At 36.8% G+C, this 22,181-nt stretch carries 19 protein-coding genes; 4 read left to right on the forward strand and 15 right to left on the reverse strand.

Annotation, left to right across the window (positions count from 1 at the left end; all coding sequences use genetic code 11):
- Window positions 1–375: 375 nt before the first annotated feature.
- The 5 genes from AC0VYV_RS12460 to map form a co-directional block, all read right to left on the reverse strand.
- A complete protein-coding gene (locus tag AC0VYV_RS12460) occupies window positions 376–1,416 on the reverse strand; it encodes a DUF1835 domain-containing protein (protein ID WP_475373884.1) in 1,041 nt (346 codons plus the stop codon).
- Window positions 1,417–1,551: 135 nt separating this feature from the next.
- Window positions 1,552–2,826, reverse strand: a complete 1,275-nt coding sequence (locus tag AC0VYV_RS12465; RefSeq protein ID WP_475373885.1) for an FtsW/RodA/SpoVE family cell cycle protein — start codon at window positions 2,824–2,826, stop codon at window positions 1,552–1,554.
- Window positions 2,823–3,239, reverse strand: a complete 417-nt coding sequence (locus AC0VYV_RS12470; protein WP_475373886.1) for a PadR family transcriptional regulator — start codon at window positions 3,237–3,239, stop codon at window positions 2,823–2,825. The genes AC0VYV_RS12465 and AC0VYV_RS12470 overlap by 4 nt, the downstream gene beginning before the upstream one ends.
- Window positions 3,239–3,778: a sigma-70 family RNA polymerase sigma factor gene (locus AC0VYV_RS12475; protein WP_404681867.1), complete on the reverse strand. Its 540-nt coding sequence runs from the start codon at window positions 3,776–3,778 to the stop codon at window positions 3,239–3,241. Before AC0VYV_RS12475 ends, AC0VYV_RS12470 begins: the two co-directional genes overlap by 1 nt.
- A gap of 680 nt (window positions 3,779–4,458) precedes the next feature.
- Entirely contained in the window at window positions 4,459–5,202 is a 744-nt protein-coding gene (gene map / locus AC0VYV_RS12480) for a type I methionyl aminopeptidase (RefSeq protein WP_475373887.1), read from the reverse strand.
- Between the two features lie 206 nt (window positions 5,203–5,408).
- Here map and istA (AC0VYV_RS12485) point away from each other — a divergent pair, with 206 nt between their 5' ends.
- Both istA (AC0VYV_RS12485) and istB (AC0VYV_RS12490) read left to right on the forward strand, forming a co-directional pair.
- Window positions 5,409–6,974: an IS21 family transposase gene (istA, locus tag AC0VYV_RS12485; RefSeq protein ID WP_475373888.1), complete on the forward strand. Its 1,566-nt coding sequence runs from the start codon at window positions 5,409–5,411 to the stop codon at window positions 6,972–6,974.
- Window positions 6,961–7,704, forward strand: a complete 744-nt coding sequence (gene istB / locus AC0VYV_RS12490) for an IS21-like element helper ATPase IstB (protein WP_475372702.1) — start codon at window positions 6,961–6,963, stop codon at window positions 7,702–7,704. Before istA (AC0VYV_RS12485) ends, istB (AC0VYV_RS12490) begins: the two co-directional genes overlap by 14 nt.
- Before the next feature lie 581 nt (window positions 7,705–8,285).
- Here the strand turns inward: istB (AC0VYV_RS12490) and istB (AC0VYV_RS12495) are convergent.
- The 5 genes from istB (AC0VYV_RS12495) to AC0VYV_RS12515 form a co-directional block, all read right to left on the reverse strand.
- Entirely contained in the window at window positions 8,286–9,050 is a 765-nt protein-coding gene (istB, locus tag AC0VYV_RS12495) for an IS21-like element helper ATPase IstB (protein ID WP_475373889.1), read from the reverse strand.
- Window positions 9,047–10,618 carry an IS21 family transposase gene (gene istA / locus AC0VYV_RS12500; RefSeq protein WP_475373890.1) on the reverse strand — a complete coding sequence of 524 codons (1,572 nt, stop codon included), beginning with the start codon at window positions 10,616–10,618 and terminating at the stop codon, window positions 9,047–9,049. Before istA (AC0VYV_RS12500) ends, istB (AC0VYV_RS12495) begins: the two co-directional genes overlap by 4 nt.
- Window positions 10,619–11,115: 497 nt before the next feature.
- A complete protein-coding gene (locus AC0VYV_RS12505) occupies window positions 11,116–11,451 on the reverse strand; it encodes a hypothetical protein (RefSeq protein WP_475372880.1) in 336 nt (111 codons plus the stop codon).
- A 74-nt stretch (window positions 11,452–11,525) separates the two neighbouring features.
- A complete protein-coding gene (locus AC0VYV_RS12510) occupies window positions 11,526–12,347 on the reverse strand; it encodes a DUF2268 domain-containing putative Zn-dependent protease (RefSeq protein ID WP_475373891.1) in 822 nt (273 codons plus the stop codon).
- A gap of 111 nt (window positions 12,348–12,458) precedes the next feature.
- Entirely contained in the window at window positions 12,459–12,623 is a 165-nt protein-coding gene (locus AC0VYV_RS12515; RefSeq protein WP_475366330.1) for a hypothetical protein, read from the reverse strand.
- Window positions 12,624–13,081: 458 nt separating this feature from the next.
- On the opposite strand from AC0VYV_RS12515, the gene AC0VYV_RS12520 reads away from it, so the two are divergent.
- Window positions 13,082–15,466, forward strand: coding sequence for a penicillin acylase family protein (locus tag AC0VYV_RS12520; RefSeq protein ID WP_475373892.1), 2,385 nt, complete (start codon window positions 13,082–13,084; stop codon window positions 15,464–15,466).
- Between the two features lie 41 nt (window positions 15,467–15,507).
- Here AC0VYV_RS12520 and AC0VYV_RS12525 read toward each other — a convergent pair whose 3' ends face one another.
- On the reverse strand, window positions 15,508–16,575 hold the full coding sequence (locus AC0VYV_RS12525) for a branched-chain amino acid aminotransferase (protein ID WP_475365332.1): 1,068 nt from the start codon (window positions 16,573–16,575) through the stop codon (window positions 15,508–15,510).
- A 379-nt stretch (window positions 16,576–16,954) separates the two neighbouring features.
- Between AC0VYV_RS12525 and AC0VYV_RS12530 the strand changes: the two genes are divergently transcribed.
- On the forward strand, window positions 16,955–17,578 hold the full coding sequence (locus tag AC0VYV_RS12530) for an acetate uptake transporter (RefSeq protein ID WP_255622575.1): 624 nt from the start codon (window positions 16,955–16,957) through the stop codon (window positions 17,576–17,578).
- 607 nt (window positions 17,579–18,185) lie between these two features.
- On the opposite strand, the gene AC0VYV_RS12535 is transcribed toward AC0VYV_RS12530, so the two are convergent.
- Genes AC0VYV_RS12535 through AC0VYV_RS12550 form a run of 4 tightly spaced genes read right to left on the reverse strand, consistent with a single transcriptional unit; the run spans window position 18,186 to window position 21,972 of the window.
- A complete protein-coding gene (locus AC0VYV_RS12535) occupies window positions 18,186–18,716 on the reverse strand; it encodes an RNA polymerase sigma factor (RefSeq protein WP_475365333.1) in 531 nt (176 codons plus the stop codon).
- Window positions 18,713–20,728 (reverse strand): DUF6449 domain-containing protein, encoded by a 2,016-nt coding sequence (locus AC0VYV_RS12540; protein WP_475365334.1) that lies wholly within the window; start codon window positions 20,726–20,728, stop codon window positions 18,713–18,715. Before AC0VYV_RS12540 ends, AC0VYV_RS12535 begins: the two co-directional genes overlap by 4 nt.
- Complete coding sequence (locus tag AC0VYV_RS12545; RefSeq protein WP_430242983.1) at window positions 20,703–21,605, reverse strand: ABC transporter ATP-binding protein; 903 nt, start codon at window positions 21,603–21,605, stop codon at window positions 20,703–20,705. The genes AC0VYV_RS12540 and AC0VYV_RS12545 overlap by 26 nt, the downstream gene beginning before the upstream one ends.
- Entirely contained in the window at window positions 21,598–21,972 is a 375-nt protein-coding gene (locus AC0VYV_RS12550; protein ID WP_194221853.1) for a GntR family transcriptional regulator, read from the reverse strand. The genes AC0VYV_RS12545 and AC0VYV_RS12550 overlap by 8 nt, the downstream gene beginning before the upstream one ends.
- Window positions 21,973–22,181 lie beyond the last annotated feature (209 nt).

Below are 22,181 nucleotides of genomic sequence, written 5' to 3' on the forward strand. Positions count from 1 at the left end.
CCGGTGGCTCTCTTCTATGCATTCACTGGCTCCATTCTCCGCAATTGATGGCTCAAAACTTCGCACAAGTGGCTTTTTCGTTCCGCATTACTCATAAAATTGACTCTTTTACCTTATTCAATCAAAGTATCTCATTCAAATGGTAGAAAATATCGGGTTTACCTAAGAAAAATGCCTGGTCTCAAAAGTCATATAACTCTTCAATACCATCGCCTTAATTTTTCTGCATGTATAATCAATCTATACCAATTTGCCAGAGGGTTTAAGAGAACTCAACCTTTTCTTCAACAAAAAGAAGCCTATCCTTATTGCAGATAAGCTCCGAGTTTCTTGAAGACTCGTTATCAAAATAATCTACTAAAGTTAAATAAGATTTTATCTGAGTTTCACACTATAATACCTCATAGCTTTTGGTATACCCTTGATTTCAAAGGCTTCATCTAATATTAAATTTCTTAACCTGTACTCAATATACTGATCACCGATATATTGATCTAGATGTCCGATGACCTCTCCAATAACTCGGGCTGATTTCATAAATTCATCATGCTCTTGCTCGTTATGTAACCTTTTGGCTACATTAATTATATAGTCATCGTAATAGGCTTCATCAACACTGCATATCTCACTATTTTTCCAAATCCTAAGAACTTCTTGTTTAGTAGATAACGCTTCCCATTCCTCCTCAAATTGTTTCCTTTCCTCTTGAGACAACGGCGAAATCTTCCTATTGTTTTTATAAATCAACTTTAATTTCTCAGGTGAAATTTCTCCTGTATGTAACAAAGTATATTTCGTATCTGTTGTATCGAATAAATCTTTGAATTTTGTAGTTGCATTTATTAAAGATACATCATTAGTTTTTTCTTTTAAAAGATAGAGAACGTACCTTAGAGCTGTTTGTTCATGTGCGTTATGACCCATCCAGATAATAATGGGCGTATTTTCAGGGATAGCGCTAATTTTTAAAGTCGTATCGTTGAAATTCTCTTGATAATTATCTATATCTTCATCATCAAAATTTATATGGTTCTTTAACCATTCATACCTTTTTCTAAGACCATTCTTTTCATGTAAACGCCACACTGGACCAATAGATAACAAATCCGAAAAGGAAATGATTTTTTCGGTATCTTTTAACTTCATTTTTTTAAAAACTATGTTTAAACTTCCTGAAAGAGAAGCACCAAAAACAATATGAACTGCTTGATGCCGGGTTACATCTTCCCTGTTGATTTGACTTGTTTTATACTCCAGAAACGAGTTACAAGCCTTTTTCAAATCCTTCTCCAATTGTGTATCAGAATCTTGCTCTACTTCTTCAACCATATTAATCCGTAATAAAATTTGAAATAACAATGATTTCACTTCTTGTTCAGTAGAACTTTCTACGATTTTTTTAAATTCATCAATCAATCTAGTTGCCTCCATCCCATTTCTTCATTAATAATTAAGCTTACCTTATTACACAAAAAGCTCCGAGATAATGGAACAAGCTGCTTCATCCTATTAATTTGATTACTGTTTAAAAAAGATCCATATTAGTCTAAGCTAACTTGTAATACTTTGTTTAAACACTAAGTTTTTTCTCCTGTACACACTGAGCACGATGCCAAAGACTATGGAGTGCATTATTGTTGGCGTTAATCCATAACTGATAAAAGGCAACGAAACCCCTATTATCGGAAGGAGACCAAGGGTCATTGCAATCGAGTAGAGAAATTGAACCGAGAATAAGCTTAGACCTCCTACAACAAGCATCTTTCCGAATGAATCATTTATTCTAAAGGTGACGTAGATCATTCGAGTCATCAACATAGCTAGAACTATAAATAGAATAATTCCTACCATCCAACCGAAATGATAGGTAAGGCTTAGAAAAACAAAATCAGTATGGCCTGTTGGTATAAAAACTTGTTCCCCTCGTTGGCCGAACCAACCTGCAGCCTTTAATAATTCCTTCGCCTGCAAGTACATATAACCACTAGAATTTGCATATTCGGTTGGATTTAAATAACCCAAGATTCTATCTTGCTGATAATCATCTAGATTTCCCCACAATAAATATCCTGCTGAGAATATGACAGCTAGACTACTTACCGCTAACAGCAATATTCTTTTTTTGCTTATGTCACTAAACCAAAGCAGAACAACTGTCATTGCGCTAAAGACGAAGATTGAATTAGGATCGAGGACAACTAAAAAAAAGAAGATTGGCACAGAACATAAAAGAATAAACTTCCAATAAGATACCTTGCTACTTATGATTAAAGCTGAACATCCTACATAAAAAAGTAAAAGCGTTTGTGTACTGTCAATCCCGAATGGACCTATTCGTAATACTGGAGTGCCATTCGTATATGTTGTTGGAAACAGGACTAAAAGAGTTAAAACAAATAGACCCATGAGATAAAAAAACCATCTCCACTTATATAATTTTCGATAATCAAAAAACATAAGCCCAGTTATTATCGTTACACTAATAACAGAAAAAATGATTTTCCTTTCAAAATAGTAACTTAGGTCTAAATTCCAAAACATCAAAGGCAAAAAACTCAATCCAATCGTAACGACTAGTAAACTAATAAGCCACCAGTCTGTTTTTGGACGATGAAGTTTATTTAAACGTTGGCCAAGCTGAACGGGGCTCCCCATTTGCTTAATAGCTACTCTTTCAGCTTCTTCTTCCTCTATCCCTGTTTGAACCAGTCTTTTTTTCTCAGTATTTATATGATGATTTAGCTCATGGGAAATCATTTCTTTCGCTTCTATGGCTTTTATTTGTTCCTGTACCTTGCCTAAGAAATCATACTTTTTGTCACTCATACTTCATAGTTTCCAGTCAAATTACTAAGTTTAAGAACGCCTCTAACTCTTTTGTTTTCAATTTTCTTCAATACTTTTCTACCCTTACTCGTTAGTTTATACATTTTTGAGTAATCGCTACGCCACCTTACGATTAAGTAGTTTTTTTGTTCAAGAGCATGTAGAACTGTATATAATAGTCCTTCCTCATCTTCAAACTTCAAAATTCCTCTGCTACGCAATTGTTTCGCCACGTCATGACCCGTTTTCTCTTCCAGAAGCAGCTGTAATACTGCGAGAAGGATCATTTCATCATCTTCCACTTCTTTCTCTATCTTTTTGTGTATTTGATTCCTATCATCCTCTGTGAATTCCAATTGACTAAAGCATGTTGTTTTCATCGATTTCTTCAAGTTCTTTAGCCTTTCCTCCATCAGATCATTCCTCCTAATTGTTCCTTAAGCAATTGCTTAGCTCGTTTCAATCTCGTTTTAACCGTGTTACTATTTTGATCTGTCACGCTACTTATTTCTTTAATCGACATCTCTTCAAAATAAAAGAGATAAATGACCTCTCTATAATGAATTGGGAGATCCATGACAGCTATGACCAGCTCTTCGTCTTCTTCCTGTCGAATAACTGAATCTTCCACACCAGATTCTCGTGCTGGAGTAAGAGCAACTTCAACTTCAGAAGGAATCACTTTTCTTTTGTACCAGCTCTTAAGATAGTCTTTGCAATGATTAATGGCAATTCTCCAAACCCAGGTCTTCATTTTCGAATGTTGTTTGTAGGTATGTAAATTCTTATAGCATTTCACAAAGACCTCTTGAGTCAAATCTTCGGCTATTGCCTTGTCTTTTACATAGGAATACATCAGATAGAGAATTTCTTCTCCAAAGTTTCTCATCATCTCGTCTATTAAATTATTTTTATCAGCCGTATCAACTATATTTTCAATGTACTCTTCCACTTTTCACCCTCCCTTACATTAGACGATGTACCGACTTGAAAGTTTTTGAAAAATAGTTATTTACTAAAAAATCTATTCGTGAGTTAAATTAACATTAAAAAAGGCAATCTCCATAATGAAAATTGCTTTTTTTATATCCAATTAAAGCTCCGATTAAATGGAAGACTAGACTTCAAGATATCTTCGATACTTAAAATAAGTCTTCTTTGAAACCTCGAACCATTTTCATAAGCTCCACTATATGATGATTAGAAAGATCTTGATTTTAAGATTTTTCAAAAGCCCACTCATATAACCATTTAAAAAATGTTGCAAAAAAAGAGATGCCAATTATACTTACAACTGTCTGCTTATGTGATAAGAACAACACATTCCATATTGATAGGCCAACAATCATGAATAAGAAGAACTTAAAATAACTTAACACTTTCACCACCTCTATTTTTCACACTAAGATTTGATACACAGACTTCAATATTTTCATTTCGTTTCCAATACATTTACGAAAGAAGGTCCTACTTTGTTTCAACCTGTCTATTATTTGATAACTGATCCTTCTATATAAATACTCTAAACAAAAAAAGAGAGCCAATTCTTTGTTAAAGAATCGCTCCGATTTAATAGAACAATGGACTAAATTCAATATTCTTGAGTTGCGCTCGATTGCCGTGTTGTGCTTTTTATAATGTCGTAATAAGGGGTCCTTCATTTGTAAGAATAACCGTATGTTCGTATTGAGCCACAAAGCTTTCATTGGTTAAGAAAGTCCATCCATCTTCAGATTCGAAAACTTCCTCTTCAAATGTAGAGATCATAGGCTCAAAGGCAATTACCGCACCATCTTTCAAGATTTCATCATCCCAACTAGCGAAATAATTAAAAATATGTTTAGGTTCTTCATGAAGCGAACGTCCAATACCGTGCCCAGTAAGATTTTTTATTACTGTTAAGCCATGGCGTTTCGCTACATTGTGGGCAGCCTTTCCGAGAGCACTTTTTTTTGAACCTGGCTTTGCCTGCTTAAGTCCAGCATGGAATGCCTCTTTAGAAACGTCACATATTTTTTGTAATGCCGCGTCTCCTTTCCCTACTACAAATGAAATTCCAGTATCTGCGTAATATCCGTTTTTTGAACCTGAAACGTCTATATTCACTAAATCTCCTTCATGGATGACCCGTTTTCGCTTCGGAATCCCATGCGCCACTTCATTATTTATACTAATACACGTATACCCAGGAAAATCGTATTCTCTTTTTGGCGCAGATTGAGCTTCTGCCTTTTCAAACATCTCTCTTGCAATTTCATCGAGTTCTTTTGTGGTAATTCCGGGTTTCGTACTATGGACCAATTCATCACGAATCGCTCCACAAATTTCACCAATTATTTTCAATCCATCAAAATCCTTTTTAGTTTTTGCAACCATTGATTTCCCCACTTTTTAATGTATTTTATGATTAGTATTCCATTTAGTTTCTAGCATGATTACAGCCATTGAATTGAACCAGGTCAGCCATCTTTTTGATCCACCTCTGCCATCATATTGATCCACTTGAGACAAAGCTGATCCAGCCTCCTATATAATAAAGAAGCACCTTAACGGTGCTATTTTTATTATGTAGGAGGTTTTTCATGGTTAAATATCGAGAAATTCTAAGGCTTCATGCGCAGGGAGTCACACAAAGGGGGATCGCTTCTAGTTGTGGTCATTCAAGGAATACAGTGAGAGATGTTATTAAAAAGGCTGAGGAAATAGGTGTGGTGTGGCCACTGGAGAAGGATGTGACAGATTTAGATTTACTATCCATTCTCTTTCCGGAAAAACAACTTCCTTCTGATCATCGCCGCAAGCCAGATGGAGAATACATCCATAAGGAACTAGCGAAATCAGGTGTTACCCTATCACTATTATGGGATGAATACTCTCTCCAGTGCAGGGCTAATAACGAAATTCCATACAGTTACCGCCAGTTCTGCCGGTTCTACAACGATTACGCTAGGAAAACGAAAGCCACTATGCGTATTAAAAGGAAACCTGGAGAACAGATGGAAGTCGACTGGGCTGGCCAAACGATGTGTCTTACAGATCATTTAACAGGAGAAGAAATCCCTGTCTATCTCTTTGTTTCCGCACTTCCGTGTAGTCAATATGCTTATGTCGAAGCTTTTTTATCCATGAACAGTGAAAGCTGGATTACAGCCCATATTCATTCATTTCAATTCTTTGGAGGAGTAACAAGAATTGTCGTTCCAGATAATCTAAAAACAGGTATTGTGAAAGCGTCTCGTACTGAGCCCATCATTAATCCCAGTTATCAAGAAATGGCCGAGCATTATCAGACCACCATTATCCCAGCTCGAGTTCGTCATCCGAAAGACAAGCCTAGTGTAGAAGGTATTGTGGGTCATATATCAACCTGGATTATTGCTTCTCTCCGCCATGAGAAGTTTTTTACTCTCGCAGAAATAAACAAGGCGATTAAAGGTAAATTAGAAGAGATAAATACGAAGCCTTTTCAGAAAAAAAGTGGAAATAGGCAGCAAGCATTTTTAGAAGAAGAGAACTTCGCTCTCATGCCCCTGCCTACTTCACCGTATGAGATGGCGAGCTGGGCAAAGACGGTTGTCCAACCCGACTATCACATAAAAGCTGATGCCAAGTTTTATTCTGTTCCTTATGATTATATCAAATGTACGGTGGACGTTCGTATAACAAGAACGATTATTGAAGTGTTCTATAAAAATGCCCGCATTGCTTCTCACAAAAGAGTGATTGGTAAAGGTGATGCCTATCAAACGATACCAGATCATATGCCTAGAAAGCATCAGCAATATTTAGAGTTTGATAGAGAGTATGTCTGTAAATGGGGCGAGTCCGTAGGACCTTTCACATCATTAACAATTGAGAAAATTTTCGAATCTTATCCCTCCGAAAAGCAAGGTTTAAAGGCAACCTTCGGTTTAATCAAGTTGGCCGATAAATATTCAATTGAACGTGTTGAACTGGCTTGTGAAAGAATCCTTTCTTACACACCGCGACCTAAACTGAAGAGCATACAGACGATATTAAAAACCGGACAAGATAAATTACCTAGCGAGAAAACGTTGAGGAAATCTATTAAACAAGAAAATGAGAACGCTTACGGTTTCACACGTGGTGCGAACTATTATGGAGGCAAGGATTATGACAACCGATAATACTTTAACGAAGTTGAATGAAATGCGAATGTCTGCGATGGCAGATACTTTTAGAGATCAATTAAGGAACCCTGAATACCAAGAGTTATCATTCGAGGATCGCTTCGGTTTATTAGTAGATATTGAATGGTCACGCAGACAAAATAGTAAACTCGAGCGTTTGATAAAAGCAGCTGAACTACGGGATACTCAAGCATGTATTGAAGATATTACGTATTTTTCTGACCGAAGGTTAGATAAGGCACAAATCTTGCGCTTGGCGACCGGAAACTATATTGAAGAACATCATAATATCATATTAATGGGGGCTTCTGGGAACGGAAAAACTTACTTAGGATGCGCATTTGGAAACGCAGCATGTCGTCAGTTTTATAAGGTGAAATACATTCGACTGCCAGACTTACTAGACGAATTAGCCATCGCCAGAGGCGAAGGAGTTTATAGAAAGGTCATGGCAAAATATAAAAAAGTAAATCTACTTATATTAGACGAATGGCTTCTAACTCCGTTAAACGAAACAGAAGCGAGAGATCTTTTGGAAATTGTGGAAGCACGTCACCAACAAGGGTCTACTATTTTCTGTTCTCAATTTGATCCGCGAGGCTGGCATGAAAAGATAGGTGAAAGTACACTAGCTGATGCCATCCTAGATCGAATTGTTCACGATTCATATAGTATTGTCATTGACGGTGAAAAATCTATGAGAGAACGTTACGGTCTACAAAAATAGTATTATAGCCACTATCATTTATGATAGTGGCTCACTTATGGCACGAGTGGATCAAAAAGATGGCAGAGGTGGGTCTAACCCATGTCCTTCTTCAATATGTTAAACCTTTGTAGTAAACATAATTTCTTGTTGCATCTATCAATATTAAGTTTCCCTTTCCTAAAAGAAAGCTCTTTTTCAACTCTACTGCTCCGTCAGTTTCCTTCCGCTTATGTTATAAAGGGCTAATGCTCTATTGAACAATCTCCCCCCTTTACTTCAATATAACAATTTAATCAGCTCTTTATTTTTCCATAATCTTCAAAATTTTAATTAGTGATATTCCCAAAAGAATACTTTCAGTTCTTTAGGATAATTACACTATTCACTTCATGTTTATTATCCGACAAGATATAGCAATTTTAAGGATATGCATTTTTCAATGCTGAGTTGTTGATCTATTCTTTCTCTCTGTTGATAACATATGGACTCCAACAGCAATAAGCAGTAAAAAGCTTAAATTTATTATGCGGTAAATCAAAGCAACTCCATCAAATATATCTAGTTGTGACCGTCAAGTAGAATGACACAAGTTCTGCTGATCAATTTGAAACACTTTGTTCACCAAAAATCGTTTTTCTATGCTTCATTCTCCAACTGTCTTCATTTAAATGAATAATCTCTACTCGATGTAAGATTCGGTCCAAGATAGCTGTCGTAATCGCTTGGTCGCCCAATAGTTCTCCCCACTCTTTTGGCCCCTTATTTGACGTTAATATGATCGAAGTTTGATTGTATAGGTTGTTAATCAGATGGAAAAACATATTCGCTTCCTGCTTATTCATCGCCATAAACATCAAGTCATCTATGATAACTAAATCTGCTTCTCTAATTCGCTTCATCCTTGTTTTCGATTTCCTCGTGATTTCTTCTGTCTTTAATGCTTGAATAAGATCTCCCATGGTCGTGAAAATCACCTTATAACCTTGATTTAATGCTTCAATACCCAGACCTATCGAAAGGTGGGTCTTTCCGACACCTGGCGGTCCAAGAAAAATAATGTTATAGAGTTGCTCAATCCATGTTAAATCTTTTAATTGATTTAACTTCTTACTACTTAAGGATTTTTGCTCTTTTACGTCATAATCATCGATCGTATTATGGAAAGGGAAGGTAGCCCAATTAAAACGTTTCTCCAGCTGTTTCTCATCTCTGCGATTTTGTTCATAGGTGGCTAGATCCAGGAGAAACTGAGTAAAGGATAAGTCCTTTTTCTCAGCTTCTCTGATCAATTCGGACAACTGATTTGCCGTCTCAGCTAGTCGTAGAGACCTTAGTAAATCTTGTACTTGCTGGAACTGACTCAATTTGCCTCACCTTCTTCCAATAAAACCGTATAGGTATCTACGTTTCTTTTTTGTGCTTCTGTTTCCATCATCCAACCAGATACGCTGTTTAATGGCGAAACAATCTCAGCGTTATCATTCGTTGTCTCGTGATCCTGTCGTTGTCGCTGAAGATATAAAATGATATCGCTGAAATCTGTTGCACTGTATAAGTTTCTTTTTATACATTCTTGTAGAGCTGCCGTTAGAATCTGTGCGTTTTGTTGTTTTGTTTCTCTTAGGATCATGTGTAACTGATCGCGAATATATCGTGGATACTTCTCACGAAGTTTATCCAGGTAATCAAACGCCATTGTTGTTTCTTCAAACCGATTAGCTACGTTATCTATAAAGGCATCGATCCCTTTTGTACGATCTCTCGTATGCTGTCGATCTTTCATCAGCTGACCTTTGCCATCCGGGATCTGATGTTTGGCTAGAAGTTCTCCTGTCTCACGGTGATAGATTAAAAGATGTCGATCATCTGTTTCCTTGATTGAGACAGTTTCATATTTATGAAACGTTCCCAATGGAAGAGAGTACCTGTTAGACAAATACCGTATGGTATTGTCCTTACGCACGCTTCTTGTTATACTGGTTTCATAATTGTTTAGGAAATGGACATTTCCTTTGACTGGTCTTAAGTGTTGCTTTTCCAAGGAGAACACTTCGACCGGTCTTTTTTTTGTTGTATTGTGGATTTTATAGTTACCTGTTCGATGTAACCATTCCCACCCTTGCTCATTCCACGCATCAATATTCTGGAACACTCTATGTTTGGCGAAATTGTACTTGATAAACCCGACCACATTTTCGATCTTTCCTTTGCTTTCTGGATCAGCTTTACGACAAACCCGTAGGTTTAATTTCCTTGTTTCTCTATATTGCTGAAACTCTTTCGTCAAAATAAGATCGCCACCATTTTCGCTCACCACTATAAGGCTATCCTGGTCATAAACTAATTCTTTTGGAATTCCACTGAACCATTGAAACGCATTTTCATGTGCCTGAATGACATCTTGAGTGGTAAATGGTCGATCTAACCATTCCTGATATTTATATCTTGAGTTAGACAAAACAAAGGCAATAAAGTTTAGCTTCATTTCTTTATTATCAGATGTTTTTTGTTTTGTATGACCAAAATCAACTTGAATCTGCTGCCCCATGGGTAAATCAGGTATCGCTTCGTATTCTCTTGGTGACCTTTCTTTCGTTATTTGATAGTCTTTCCGTAACTCTCTTACGAAAGCACGAACCGTGCTCTCACCAACTTTAAGATCTTTGTGCCTCTCAATTAACCAATCTTGTACCTGGGCAGCTGTAAGATCAGGATGCTCATTCAACCAAGATAAGATTAACACCTTATAAGGGTCTAGAATCTTCTTTCTTGTTTGTAAGGATTCTACCCATACGGTCATGTCCGAAGGAGATTTCTTAAGGTGTCGATAGACAGTCGATCTTGATACTCCTAGCTTGTTTGCCACTTTAGACTTACTAAATCCCTGTTTGATTAGCTGTTGAATTTCCATATACATTTCCCACTTATCCACCTTTGTTCGGCCCTCCGCTGATCTATGATATAAACTATCTAATCATACAATGGTAGAGCTTTCTATTTAACTGGTATATTAGGGTAAATAAGTGTTTCATCTTATATTCCGAAAACTGTCTACTTTAGTTTAGCAGTCACACTAGTACACCGTGAATTAATACAGCAAATAATATAAAATACATTACAGTGCTTTTCATATTACTCCCCTCTTTTTTAATTTGCACAATTTTCAGCGATTTTGTGTAGATCAACCGTACCATATTATCCATTTTTTGTGATTTAATGATATGCTAAACTTCATTGAAATTTTCACTAAATGTAAAATACAAATTGTTTAAATAACAAAATCATACGAACTCAATCCTTACTAACCTGCCCAATTTTTTAATAAAGAAAAGGCGACTATTCTTATTGAATAATCGCTCCGAGATTGCGGAAGATAGAAAACCTTTAATGATGTGGGATTATAAAATTTTTGAGAACTCATTGTTCCTTTTATTCGATTTGTTCAATTTCTTTTGTATGAAAATCAATAGTATAGATCTTTTTTACTTTTACTTTGCCACTACTATGATCGTAAACTCTAATATAATATTTTGTTCCTTCTTCTTTAATAAAGTCTACGGTGTATTTCTGCTTTTCTTTGTCACTTAGTTTATTAAAAATCATAACTTCTGCATCATCCTTAGATAATTTGCCATTCTTTTCGGCTATTTCATCACTAACTGTTACTCCGCTCTCGACTTTTTTCTCAGAAACATTTCCTGCGCAGCTTACCAATCCAAATAGTAAAGTAGCCATTACAATGCCAAACGATGAGCTTCTCTTCATAGGAACACTCCTATCTTACAGCTTCTTTCCCTAAATCCAATATTAAGAAAACGCTCCGAGATAATGGAATAGCATTATTTTATAAACTGATCGCTAGGTAATATTGTTAAATCCTTTATAGAAATATTTTTGTCTTTATCTAGAAACCACTTTATTAAGTAAAAACCTAATGAATAGCCGCCCCAAAACGGTAAACCTTTATCTTTACTTCCGAACATATATAAATCCGTTATGGTTCCTTTATCATCAATATGATTCTTATATGTACTTTCCCATATTGTTTTAGCTTGAGTTTCAGATAAAGCATCTTTATAAGGACCAAGATATTCCTCACCTAATCTTTCCTTCACAAAATGCTCTGCTAATCCTTCTAAAACCATTCGGTCCAGTAACGTTTCTCCATCTTCTTTCAGCCCTAATGCACTGATACGCCAATGGTGATGGTATTCGTGTGTTACGACAGATTTAATTGTTGAACGTACGTTTTCTTCTGGAAGAATCGCAAAACACATCTTTCCATTCCAATCCGTAAAAGCTGATACGCCATTAAGTTTTGATTTAACAAAATCATCATTTTTATCTAAAATGAACAACTCAAATTGTACAGGTCTATTTGACGGGTACTGTTTTTGCAAAAGCTCCAATTCTTCTTGTATGAAGTTTTCATAATCAAGCGATTTCATATTGGTCAATTGTTCTTCAAGTGAGACGATGTCATTGTTTAAATTAAACATTCCGAAGAACATCATCATTTCAAATTCTTCTTCATCAAATTTGAAAATATCCAAGAGAATCTCTTTCCTGTTTCCATTAGGAGATGATTTTACTAATGAAATAAATTTCTCCATATCAACAAGTCTATCTTTATTTATAACTAGACTATTTAGTTGGGTCATTGTTCTCCCTCCTTTCTCAAACAAAACTAGTTTCCAATTAAACTGCGCTAACCCTAGTTAGAGCGCTTACTTTTATTAAGCAATTGCTCCGATTACATTGAATACTGAACACTACTCTTTATCTTTCAGGTTTTTCAGTTCGCTTTCAAGGTTTTGAACCTTTTCCTTTAATTCCTGATTCGGTTGTATTAACCTTCTTCCTATAATGATTAAAGTACCTATAACTGCAACAACTCCGCCAATAACAGCCACTACTCCTAATAAAATAAGATCCAAGAAACCATCCCTCCTAAATATAGCTAATTCCCTATACGAAAAAGTATGGTTTTAGTTCCAATAACCTCTATTATCTCGAATTCAAGTCTTCAAGAAACCTGCCCGATTGTCGAACATCACTCAATTACTATCCAACGCTAAAATTAACATATTTTGGATTTTTTCTCCGCCATACTCAGTACTTTTCTATCTTATTCATTTTAATCAAACCAAAGATTCAATTCGTATCATACACACTGATTCGAAATCATCAACAGTAATTGTTATGTAACTAAGGGGTCTAATTATTTAGGTTTATACATAAATTTATTATTTTGATTTGGTTCGGGAACGGTTCAATCAAACCTCTATTACCTATCTTTAGTCTATCGTCTTAATACCCTTACACTCCAAAAAAGAAAGCGTTATCACTAAAGATAATTATGGTAATATATAGTTAAAACGAAATGGGGGACGTTATGAGCACGGTTGTTACACCTGAAAAGCACGTTAAGATCCAGAGAAGGAAGTGGCCATATTATCTACTTGGGGGAATTTCACTTTTACTGATCATTGCTATCGCTATAAGCTTCTGGTTTGTTCAAAGAACAGCTCCTGAGACAAAGGGGGAAATGATCCTATCAGGCTTGGAGGAATCTGTATCCATTTATCGAGATGATTCAGGTATTCCTCATATTGAAGCCTCTTCTACTAAAGATCTATTTATGGCTCAGGGATTCGTCACAGCTCAGGACCGCATGTTTCAAATGGACTTAAGTCGTCGGCAAGCTTCTGGAACTCTCAGTGAAGTCATTGGTGAATCGACAATTGATAAGGACAAATTCTTTCGAACGCTTGGTTTAAGAAGAGCTGCAGAAGATTCATTTAATGCCTACTCTCAAGAAGCGAAACAAATTCTTCAATGGTATGCTGATGGTGTGAATGCCTATATGACTCAAGCAAAAGAAGAAAACTCATTATCGCTTGAATTTACACTTGCGGGTTATGAGCCTAATGAGTGGGATCCAATCGATTCTCTTACAATCGGAAAATATATGGCTTTTGATCTAGGAGGACATTGGGAAGGTCAAGCCTTTCGTTATTATCTTCTGCAGAATTTCTCAGAAGAAGAAGCCGTGGACTTGTTCCCAAGTTACCCTGAAGAAGGCTCAACTGTGATTCAAGAAATTAAGGAAAGTAACCTTGATATGTCAAAAAGCTTTGCGAAATCAGTAATCCCAGATCAATATAATGGGAGTAACAATTGGGTCGTTTCTGGAGATAAAACCGCTTCGGGACAACCGCTTCTAGCCAATGATCCTCACCTGGGTCTTGGTACCCCACCGATATGGTATGAAACTCACTTAAATTCACCTGAATATAATGTAAGTGGCGTTATCTTTGCTGGTGTGCCAGGTATTATCGTTGGACGAAATGACTCCATTTCCTGGGGCGTTACCAATGTTGGTCCTGATGTTCAAGATCTTTATATTGAGAAAAGAAATCCAGATAATCCTACTGAATTTCAATATAATGATGAATGGGAGAAAGCAGAAGTTATTGATGAAAGCATTCCTGTAAAAGAAAGTGAACCTATTCCATATGAAGTCGTTATTACACGCCACGGCCCGATTCTCTCTGAATTTGCTTATGACGACCAACCAGATACTGCATTGTCTTTAAGATGGACAGCCCTTGACCCATCTAGGGAGCTTGAGGCCGTTCTAATGATGGATAAAGCATCTAACTGGGAAGAATTCAAAAGTGCCTTAACCTCTTTTCATACACCCGCTCAGAATTTCGTTTTTGCTTCTACTGACGGCACGATTGCCTACCGGGCGAATGGATTAATTCCTATTCGCAAAAATGGTGACAGCATGGTGCCAGTCCCTGGATGGAACGATGAATATGAATGGGAAGGTTATATCCCATGGGAAGATCTCCCAACAATTGTTAATCCTGAAGAAGGCTTCATTTCTACTGCAAATAATAAAATCACAACAGAAGACTACCCCTATCACATTACACATACATGGGCACAACCGTATCGTCAAGATCGCATTCGAGAAGTTTTGCTTGAAAGCGATGAACTTGAACCAAAAGACATGATGGCGCTACAAAATGATTTCGTGAATTTACAGGGAAAAGAATTTACTCCTCTTCTCATAAAGGAACTTAACAGTGAAAACTTAACTTCAGTTGAAAAAGAAGCGCTATCTGTCCTTAATGAATGGAATTATATTGATGGTAGAGATGAAGCTGCTCCCCTACTCTTTCATCTCTGGTTAGTAGAAATGGAGAAAGTTCTATTTGAGGGAGAAATTGAAAAAGAAATGATGCCGCTTTTTGATGGTAAAAGCCAGGTGGTTGACCAGCTCATAAGACGAGCTGCAAGCGGGGATGAAGGGCCATGGATAAAGAAGTCTGGAGGATTTACATCCGTAGTCACTGAATCTTATCAGGCTGCAGTTTCGAGAGCAGTTGATTTACAAGGGCGTACACCAGAAAAATGGGCATGGGGTACGTTCCATTCGGTTCCATTTGAACACCCGCTAGGTGCGATTAAACCGTTAAACCTCCTGTTTAACCCTGATGTAAATGCAATGGGTGGCAGCCGCGTTACGGTAGGTGCTGCTGGGTGGAACACGACAACTGGACTTGTAACCCATGGTGCACCATGGAGAGGCGTTACTGATTTATCAAATATCCAAACAAGCTACAATGTCATTTCACCAGGTCAGTCCGGATACGTTTTTAGTAAGTGGTATGATAATCAAATTACGGATTGGGTTGAAGGAGAATATCATGAAACAAAGATGAATGATTACGAAGAAAATGCTCAACACCTCATTCTAAAACCATAACAAATGGCTCTCTCAGTCAATGAGAGAGCCTTTTGGCATTCTTACTTTACAGAAACGGTCCAATTCTGCGTATCTTCTAATTTTCCAGTTTGAATTCCTGTGATTGTATCATAAAGCTTTTGAGACAGTTCCCCAATTTCATGATCATTGATGACCATTTTCTTACCAGCCCAGTTTAATTCACCTACAGGGGAGATAACAGCGGCCGTTCCTGTTCCAAATGCTTCTTCGAGCTGCCCTTTTTGAGATAGCTCATACAGCTCTTCAATGGAAACTTTTCTTTCCGTAACAGGGATATCCCATTTCTTTAACAATTCAATAACCGACATTCTCGTAATGCCGTGGAGAATGCTACCGTTTAATTCAGGTGTCACAACTTCCCCATTGATTTTAAAGAAGATGTTCATGCTTCCCACTTCTTCGATGTAACGCTTCTCTACCCCGTCCAACCAGAGAACATCAGCATTTCCATCTTTATATGCTTTCGCTTGCGCTTGATATGCAGATGAGTAGTTACCAGCCGTTTTGGCCATACCCGTTCCACCTTTAACAGCTCTTGTAAATTTATCCTCTACGCTAATTTTCACTGGAGTTAACCCTCCTGAGAAATACGACCCTACTGGTGAGAGAATAATCATCAATTTGTATGTGTGGGAAGGGGCAACAGATAGATTCGGTTCCGTTGCAATAATATAAGGACGTACATAAAGAGACGTTCCAGGTGTTGAAGGAACCCAATCTTGCTCCAAGCTAATTAATTCCTTAAGATAGCCCATTACACGCTCTTCATCAATATGTGGAATGCTTAAACGTTCACTTGAAAGGTTCAGTCTCTGTAAATTTTTTTCAGGTCTAAACAATAAAATTCGATTATCAGCACGATAGGCTTTTAACCCTTCAAAAACGGTTTGACCGTAATGAAAAATCATTGCAGCAGGATCAAGAGTGATTGGCTCATATGGAATGATGCGAGGTTCATACCACCCTTTTTCAGTTTCATAATCCATTACAAACATGTGATCTGTGAACGTTCTTCCAAAAGGAATTTGATCCTTCTCAGGCTTCGCTTTCAAATTAGTGCTTTTCACAATTTCTAAATCTGTACTCATGGCCAGGACTCCTTACTCTCTTGAAAGTGGTTATGATAATGAATTCATACTCCTTCCACATGAAGGCAGTAGATTAACTATTCATCTATTGTACTGCCAAACTCTACTGAATTAAAGCTTTATAGTGCAGAAAGGTAAAAAAATTCAGTTTTTAACACCTATCTCTATCATTTCATACAAATTCTAGATTTCAGGTCCTACTGGTCAACATTTGAAGCACACTTTTTTCACTTTTTACTGTAAGCGATTTCGAGTGAACAGTAACAATGTTTTTAACCAATATAACAACCAGTTCAGGTAACGCCTTTTAATATTTGCTATTGCAAGAGAGGCGATTTTTATGTAAATTAGTCAAGTATGTTTATTAGGAGGTCTCATCATGAATCAAACACAAAATACTCAACGCGTGCAAATGGTTACAGCTGATCCATCCGCTATTGGATTATTCGGTCTTGCTATGGTAACGCTTGTTGCATCATCAGCCAAGCTTGGTTGGACAGATGGCGTCTCATTTGTACTCCCTTGGGCGATTTTTCTAGGGGGCATTGCACAGCTGATCGCTAGTTTTCTAGATGCAAAGCACAATAATACATTTGGTACGACAGCCTTCGCAGCTTTTGGACTGTTTTGGCTTGGAGTAGGAACGTCATGGTTAATCGAATTCGGTGTTTTTGGAGACGCTGCAGCTGCCGCTGTGGATCCAAAGCAATTAGGCATTGCATACATCGGCTATTTGATCTTCAGTGTCTTCATGACAGTTGGAGCTATGGAAACTCATAAAGTACTTTTCTTTATTTTTGTCTTTATTGATTTCTTATTTATCGGACTCACATTTTCCACTTTAGGTATTTTCCCTGAAGGCATGCACTTCTTAGCCGCCATTGCTGAGTTCTGCATTGCGATTTTAAGCTTCTATGGCTCAGCTGCGAGTGTTTTGAATACTCACTTTGGCAAAGTCACACTCCCGATTGGCAAACCATTCGGTATTTTCAAACAAGCTTAGTATCACGTAAAGAGACAGATGAATCTAGATTCATCTGTCTCTTTTATAATTTATAAAGATTTATGAAGATCATGGAGCCTTTGAATTGCCTTAATGCGAATCAAGTTCTAATCAAATGAGTTGTATCACCTATCTCCTTCACTGCGAACTTCCCCCATATCACGCTTATATATATCAACCATAATATCATTATGTAAACTTAATTAGTGATTAACTATAAAAACACTCTTTAATCTCTTTTCAACTCAGCCAGATTAAGTGAATTGATTCTCTCCAAATCATTTTAATACAACATGTAGATCATATATTTTCAATTAATTGTGAAATGCTAAAATGAAATACAAGGCTAACCTCGTATCTCCCATTAAAATTCATTATCCTTATTTACTCAACTGTTTAATATGATTGATGATATAATTTATCTCAGCTAATTTTTGAAAAGGTTCTGTATTTTCGACAATCGAAAAATCTAAATTCCTATTTTTTATGTTCGTAAGACCCAATCACCTTTGAAGATTAGTTCATATACAATTCAGAAAAATTCAATTTTATTAGCCCTCTTATCATCAAGTAAAAACGCCCTTACCTAAGTAAGGACGCTTTTTGATTATGCCGAATGATTTTGTGTTAATTCATCACTTAGTTTTGTTCTCATAGCCATTCGCCCACGATGTAGACGAGACTTCACTGCCCCCGGTGATAGCTGCAGTTTATATGCTATTTCACTTTCCTTTAAATGATCATAGTAGTGAAGTTTCATCACCACTCTTAATCTCGGGGATAACAAATGGATCTTTTTTTTCACAGATTCTTCAAAAAGAAGAATCTCACAGTCTTCTTCTACGTTACAATCGTGATCCGCTTGATTCATGAGAGTATCTTCCGTATTAAACAGAGTCACTTTTTTTTGCTTTCTTAATTGATCAATCGATTTTCGAGCGGCAATAGTTGAAAGCCAGGATCCTAGCTTCCTTTCACTTTGCACTTCGTCTAATCGATCATACGCCTTTAAAAAGGTTTCTTGAAGCACATCTTCGGCAAGTCCGTGATCTTTCAAGACTCTTAATGCAGTATAGTAAACGCGGTTATAGTGTTTTGTAAAGATGTCATTAAAACAAATTGTTCTCGAGTCTATCATTGTTGTTGGTCCTTAAAGTAATCTTGCACAAAGCCTGGAGCATTTGAAGAATCAAAGGTTAACACTTCATAATACCCACCTTTTATATCCTCATAATGAATGCCAACTAAATAATCCCCTTCCTCTTCTTCTTTGCTGCTTAATAATATCATTTCGATTTGCTTCTTATCCTTTATCTCAAAAGGTTCAACGGACTCATTCTCTACAATTTGATCATAAGCTTCTCTCGGGTATTGATTTTGTGCTTCATCCCATGGATAAATGCTTACATGATCGATTTCACCTTCGTCAATAAATGCATCCTCATAGAAGCCTTCTTCTTTCAACCAATTAACAGTATTTTTATAGGAATTATAGATCGAATTGTCTTGCGCATAGTAGTATTCCTCTTTCCAATCGGAACCTTCTCTTACTTCAGATACACGAGATCGAATCCCTTTTGGATGAATCAATTGATCATAGGATAAACTGTAAATGTCCTCTCTTACATGTTGATAGAATTCTTGAATTTGAAGCGGATCAAGTATGGAAACTTCTTTATTGACGGGCCCTCCCGGTTGAAGAGTGACTTTTTGAATTTTTGAAGGGTCACTATTTAAGACAGGGTAAGTTAATTCTTTGTATTCCTTAGTTTCCATTACACGTTTAAGGGTTTCCTGGACGTTCTTTCGATCGACTTGATATGAACGTTGCACGCGATCACCGTTTTTTAATTCATAAGAGATGAAATACATCATTCCTGTAGAATTAAACTGATCGTTCTGGTTAATCATCTCTTTTTGTAATTGTATAACTGCATTAATTGCACCTTCTGATTCTATTAAATCAGGTGAAGTATTTTCGATATGTTCTTCTAACTGATAGATATTGTCACCTATATAAACATTTTTAATTTCACTCGTTTCTGGAACGTAACTTTCATAGTTTAACCAGAACAATGGCAAAATCCCTATAATTAAACCAGCTGTTGCTCCGTAAACGAACAAGCCTTTAAAGTGCTTCCAGTGAAACACACGCCAGCTTTTATCTAACACCATTGAAGAAAGGAAATATCCGACGATCCCACCTATAACGTACCCAAAAATCAACCACGATAACATTAGTTGAGTTTCTCCAAAATAGGTACCACCGACTAGAGCAAAGCAAAAGGTCATTCCAAACTGAAAGACTGGCTTTAACACGTTAATGGCAATCGTCTGTGTAGCTACTTCTAATGGACGTTTCTTATAGATAGCTTTTCCACCAAAGTAGAATACTATTGAAGCGATAAAATAGATACCCAACATTATATACTGAACGGGGAGATACCCCTCCTGTGGGTCATTAGGGTAATATTGAAAAACGTTGACAAGGGGTGAATAGTTACCTACCGTATGATCGATTACCACCAAGTCTGAAAAACCAGCAATAAAGAAGCTAAGATGTACCGCTACAAGAACATAAATTCCTGCCGGAAGAAGCAGAAGGATATAAGTCAAAACAGCTTGAACGGTTGATAATCCAGTTAATGTACCAGCAAAGACACAAATCATAAACGTTAGAATGCTTACAATGATCATCATCAACGTCCAATAACCAAGCTGGCTAATTGAATAAAAAGCTGACACGTCAGTAAACAAAAAGAACATGAATAGAATAAGACTAGTCAACAAAATAGGCGCAATGAGCAAAATCACTCCTGATAAAGCGTGATGGCGAAATAAATGCTCTCTGCTAATTGGTAAACTGTGAATAAAGTCTGAAGCACCTTTCACGTGAATGTAACGAAAAAGAAATACAGCCATTAAAACGGGCATAAGAAATAGCAGCATAAATTGTATTTCAAACATAAATATCGGATCAAAAAGCCCAGCTCCGCTTGCTTCTATCCTATATTCATCGTTAAACGCCATGAGTAATTGGAGCGGCAAAGTAAAGGCAAGACCACAAAAGAACAAAATACTAATCCAACCAACATTTCTAAAATCTCTTTTGAACATTTCTCTTCTAAACAAGGACGTTTTCGATAGCATATCCAACACCCTCCATTTCATAGATGAATATTTCTTCTAATGTAAGTGGTAATCGATCCATTAAGACTGGACCAATTTTCTCGATTTCAGTCATCACTTTCTTTTCTTCTCCTTTTACGATCAAGAGAATAACACTTCCCCGTTTTTCCTTATAGAGAATATCAAGATCGCTAGAAGTCAAATCGTGTTCTCCTGAATCTTTAAATGCGACTTGAACTTTATGTACGTCTTCCTTTAATGCATCTAAATCACGTTCAAGAAGAATTTCACCATGGTGAAGAATCCCGACATGATCACAAATCTCCTCAACTTCTCTTAAATTATGTGACGAGAGCAACACAGACATTTCTCTTTCAGCCACATCCTGAATGATCATGCTTCTTACTTTTTTTCTCATAACCGCATCCAAACCATCAAAAGGCTCATCTAAAATAAGCACATCCGGCTTAACTGACATAGATAAGATGAAAGCCACTTGTCTTTGAAGACCTTTAGAAAACTGACTTACTTTCTTGTTCTCATCGAGCTTAAACAAATTCGTTAGATTTGTGTAGCGCTCCTCATCCCACTGTTCATATAAACTAGCGTAATAATTGGCTAGCTGCCTCATTGTATATTGTGGTAAAAAATAGAGGGCATCTGGAATAAACACCACTCGTTGCTTCGTAGAGACATTTTCATAAATGGGATGGTCCAGTACGAGAATTTCTCCTGAATCTTGTCTCAGAATACCGGCAATCATTCGCATGAGTGTTGTTTTTCCTGCGCCATTTGAACCAAGCAAACCATATATTGATCCAGGCTGCACTGCAAAACTAACTTGATGGATGATTTTGTTAGTCCCAAAAGACTTTTCAACACCGTTTACTTCAATCATCCTTTTTCCCCCCTTCAATTTCAGTTAATAGTGACTCAATTTCCTCTACTGTCATTCCAAGATAAATGGCTTCAGCTAGTAGCTTCTTTAACTGATCTCGCACGTTTTTTAGCTCCTCACTCTCAAGTTTTTTTGAAGGATTAACAAAACTCCCCTTCCCTTTCACTGAATAAATGTATCCTTGAGACTCAAGCTCTCTATATGCCTTTTGGATGGTATTCGGATTAATTGTCAGCTGATGCGCAAGTTCACGGACAGAAGGAAGTTTCTCATCGTCTTTCATAACATCTTTAATGATCAGCTGCTTCAAACGATCAACTAACTGTTCATAGATCGGCTTTCGACTTCTAAAGTCCAATTCAAACATCAATTCACCTCCACTCTCACTAGCTATAACTGTATTAACTGTATTAATATATGTAGTACAGTTAAAGTATATCGAAAGCCAATTGATTTGAGAAGTCTTTTTTTGTAATTTTTTCTATTAATGATCAAAAATGACTTTATCAAAATAAAAATAAGCCGTATCTCAATTCCATATTTGGGAATGAGTTACGGCTATTAGTTAGTTTTCAA

Source organism: Anaerobacillus sp. QJM3NY_17 (assembly GCF_056173665.1).

Coding starts and splice junctions, on each gene's coding strand:
- AC0VYV_RS12520 (WP_475373892.1), top strand. CDS start 13,082: ATGAGCACGGTTGTTACACCTGAAAAGCACGTTAAGATCCAGAGAAGG.
- AC0VYV_RS12530 (WP_255622575.1), top strand. CDS start 16,955: ATGAATCAAACACAAAATACTCAACGCGTGCAAATGGTTACAGCTGAT.
- AC0VYV_RS12545 (WP_430242983.1), bottom strand. CDS start 21,605: ATGATTGAAGTAAACGGTGTTGAAAAGTCTTTTGGGACTAACAAAATC.
- AC0VYV_RS12535 (WP_475365333.1), bottom strand. CDS start 18,716: ATGATAGACTCGAGAACAATTTGTTTTAATGACATCTTTACAAAACAC.
- AC0VYV_RS12525 (WP_475365332.1), bottom strand. CDS start 16,575: ATGAGTACAGATTTAGAAATTGTGAAAAGCACTAATTTGAAAGCGAAG.
- AC0VYV_RS12550 (WP_194221853.1), bottom strand. CDS start 21,972: ATGTTTGAATTGGACTTTAGAAGTCGAAAGCCGATCTATGAACAGTTA.
- AC0VYV_RS12540 (WP_475365334.1), bottom strand. CDS start 20,728: ATGCTATCGAAAACGTCCTTGTTTAGAAGAGAAATGTTCAAAAGAGAT.
- AC0VYV_RS12465 (WP_475373885.1), bottom strand. CDS start 2,826: ATGAGTGACAAAAAGTATGATTTCTTAGGCAAGGTACAGGAACAAATA.
- AC0VYV_RS12510 (WP_475373891.1), bottom strand. CDS start 12,347: ATGACCCAACTAAATAGTCTAGTTATAAATAAAGATAGACTTGTTGAT.
- istA (WP_475373888.1), top strand. CDS start 5,409: ATGGTTAAATATCGAGAAATTCTAAGGCTTCATGCGCAGGGAGTCACA.
- istB (WP_475372702.1), top strand. CDS start 6,961: ATGACAACCGATAATACTTTAACGAAGTTGAATGAAATGCGAATGTCT.
- AC0VYV_RS12505 (WP_475372880.1), bottom strand. CDS start 11,451: ATGAAGAGAAGCTCATCGTTTGGCATTGTAATGGCTACTTTACTATTT.
- AC0VYV_RS12470 (WP_475373886.1), bottom strand. CDS start 3,239: ATGGAGGAAAGGCTAAAGAACTTGAAGAAATCGATGAAAACAACATGC.
- map (WP_475373887.1), bottom strand. CDS start 5,202: ATGGTTGCAAAAACTAAAAAGGATTTTGATGGATTGAAAATAATTGGT.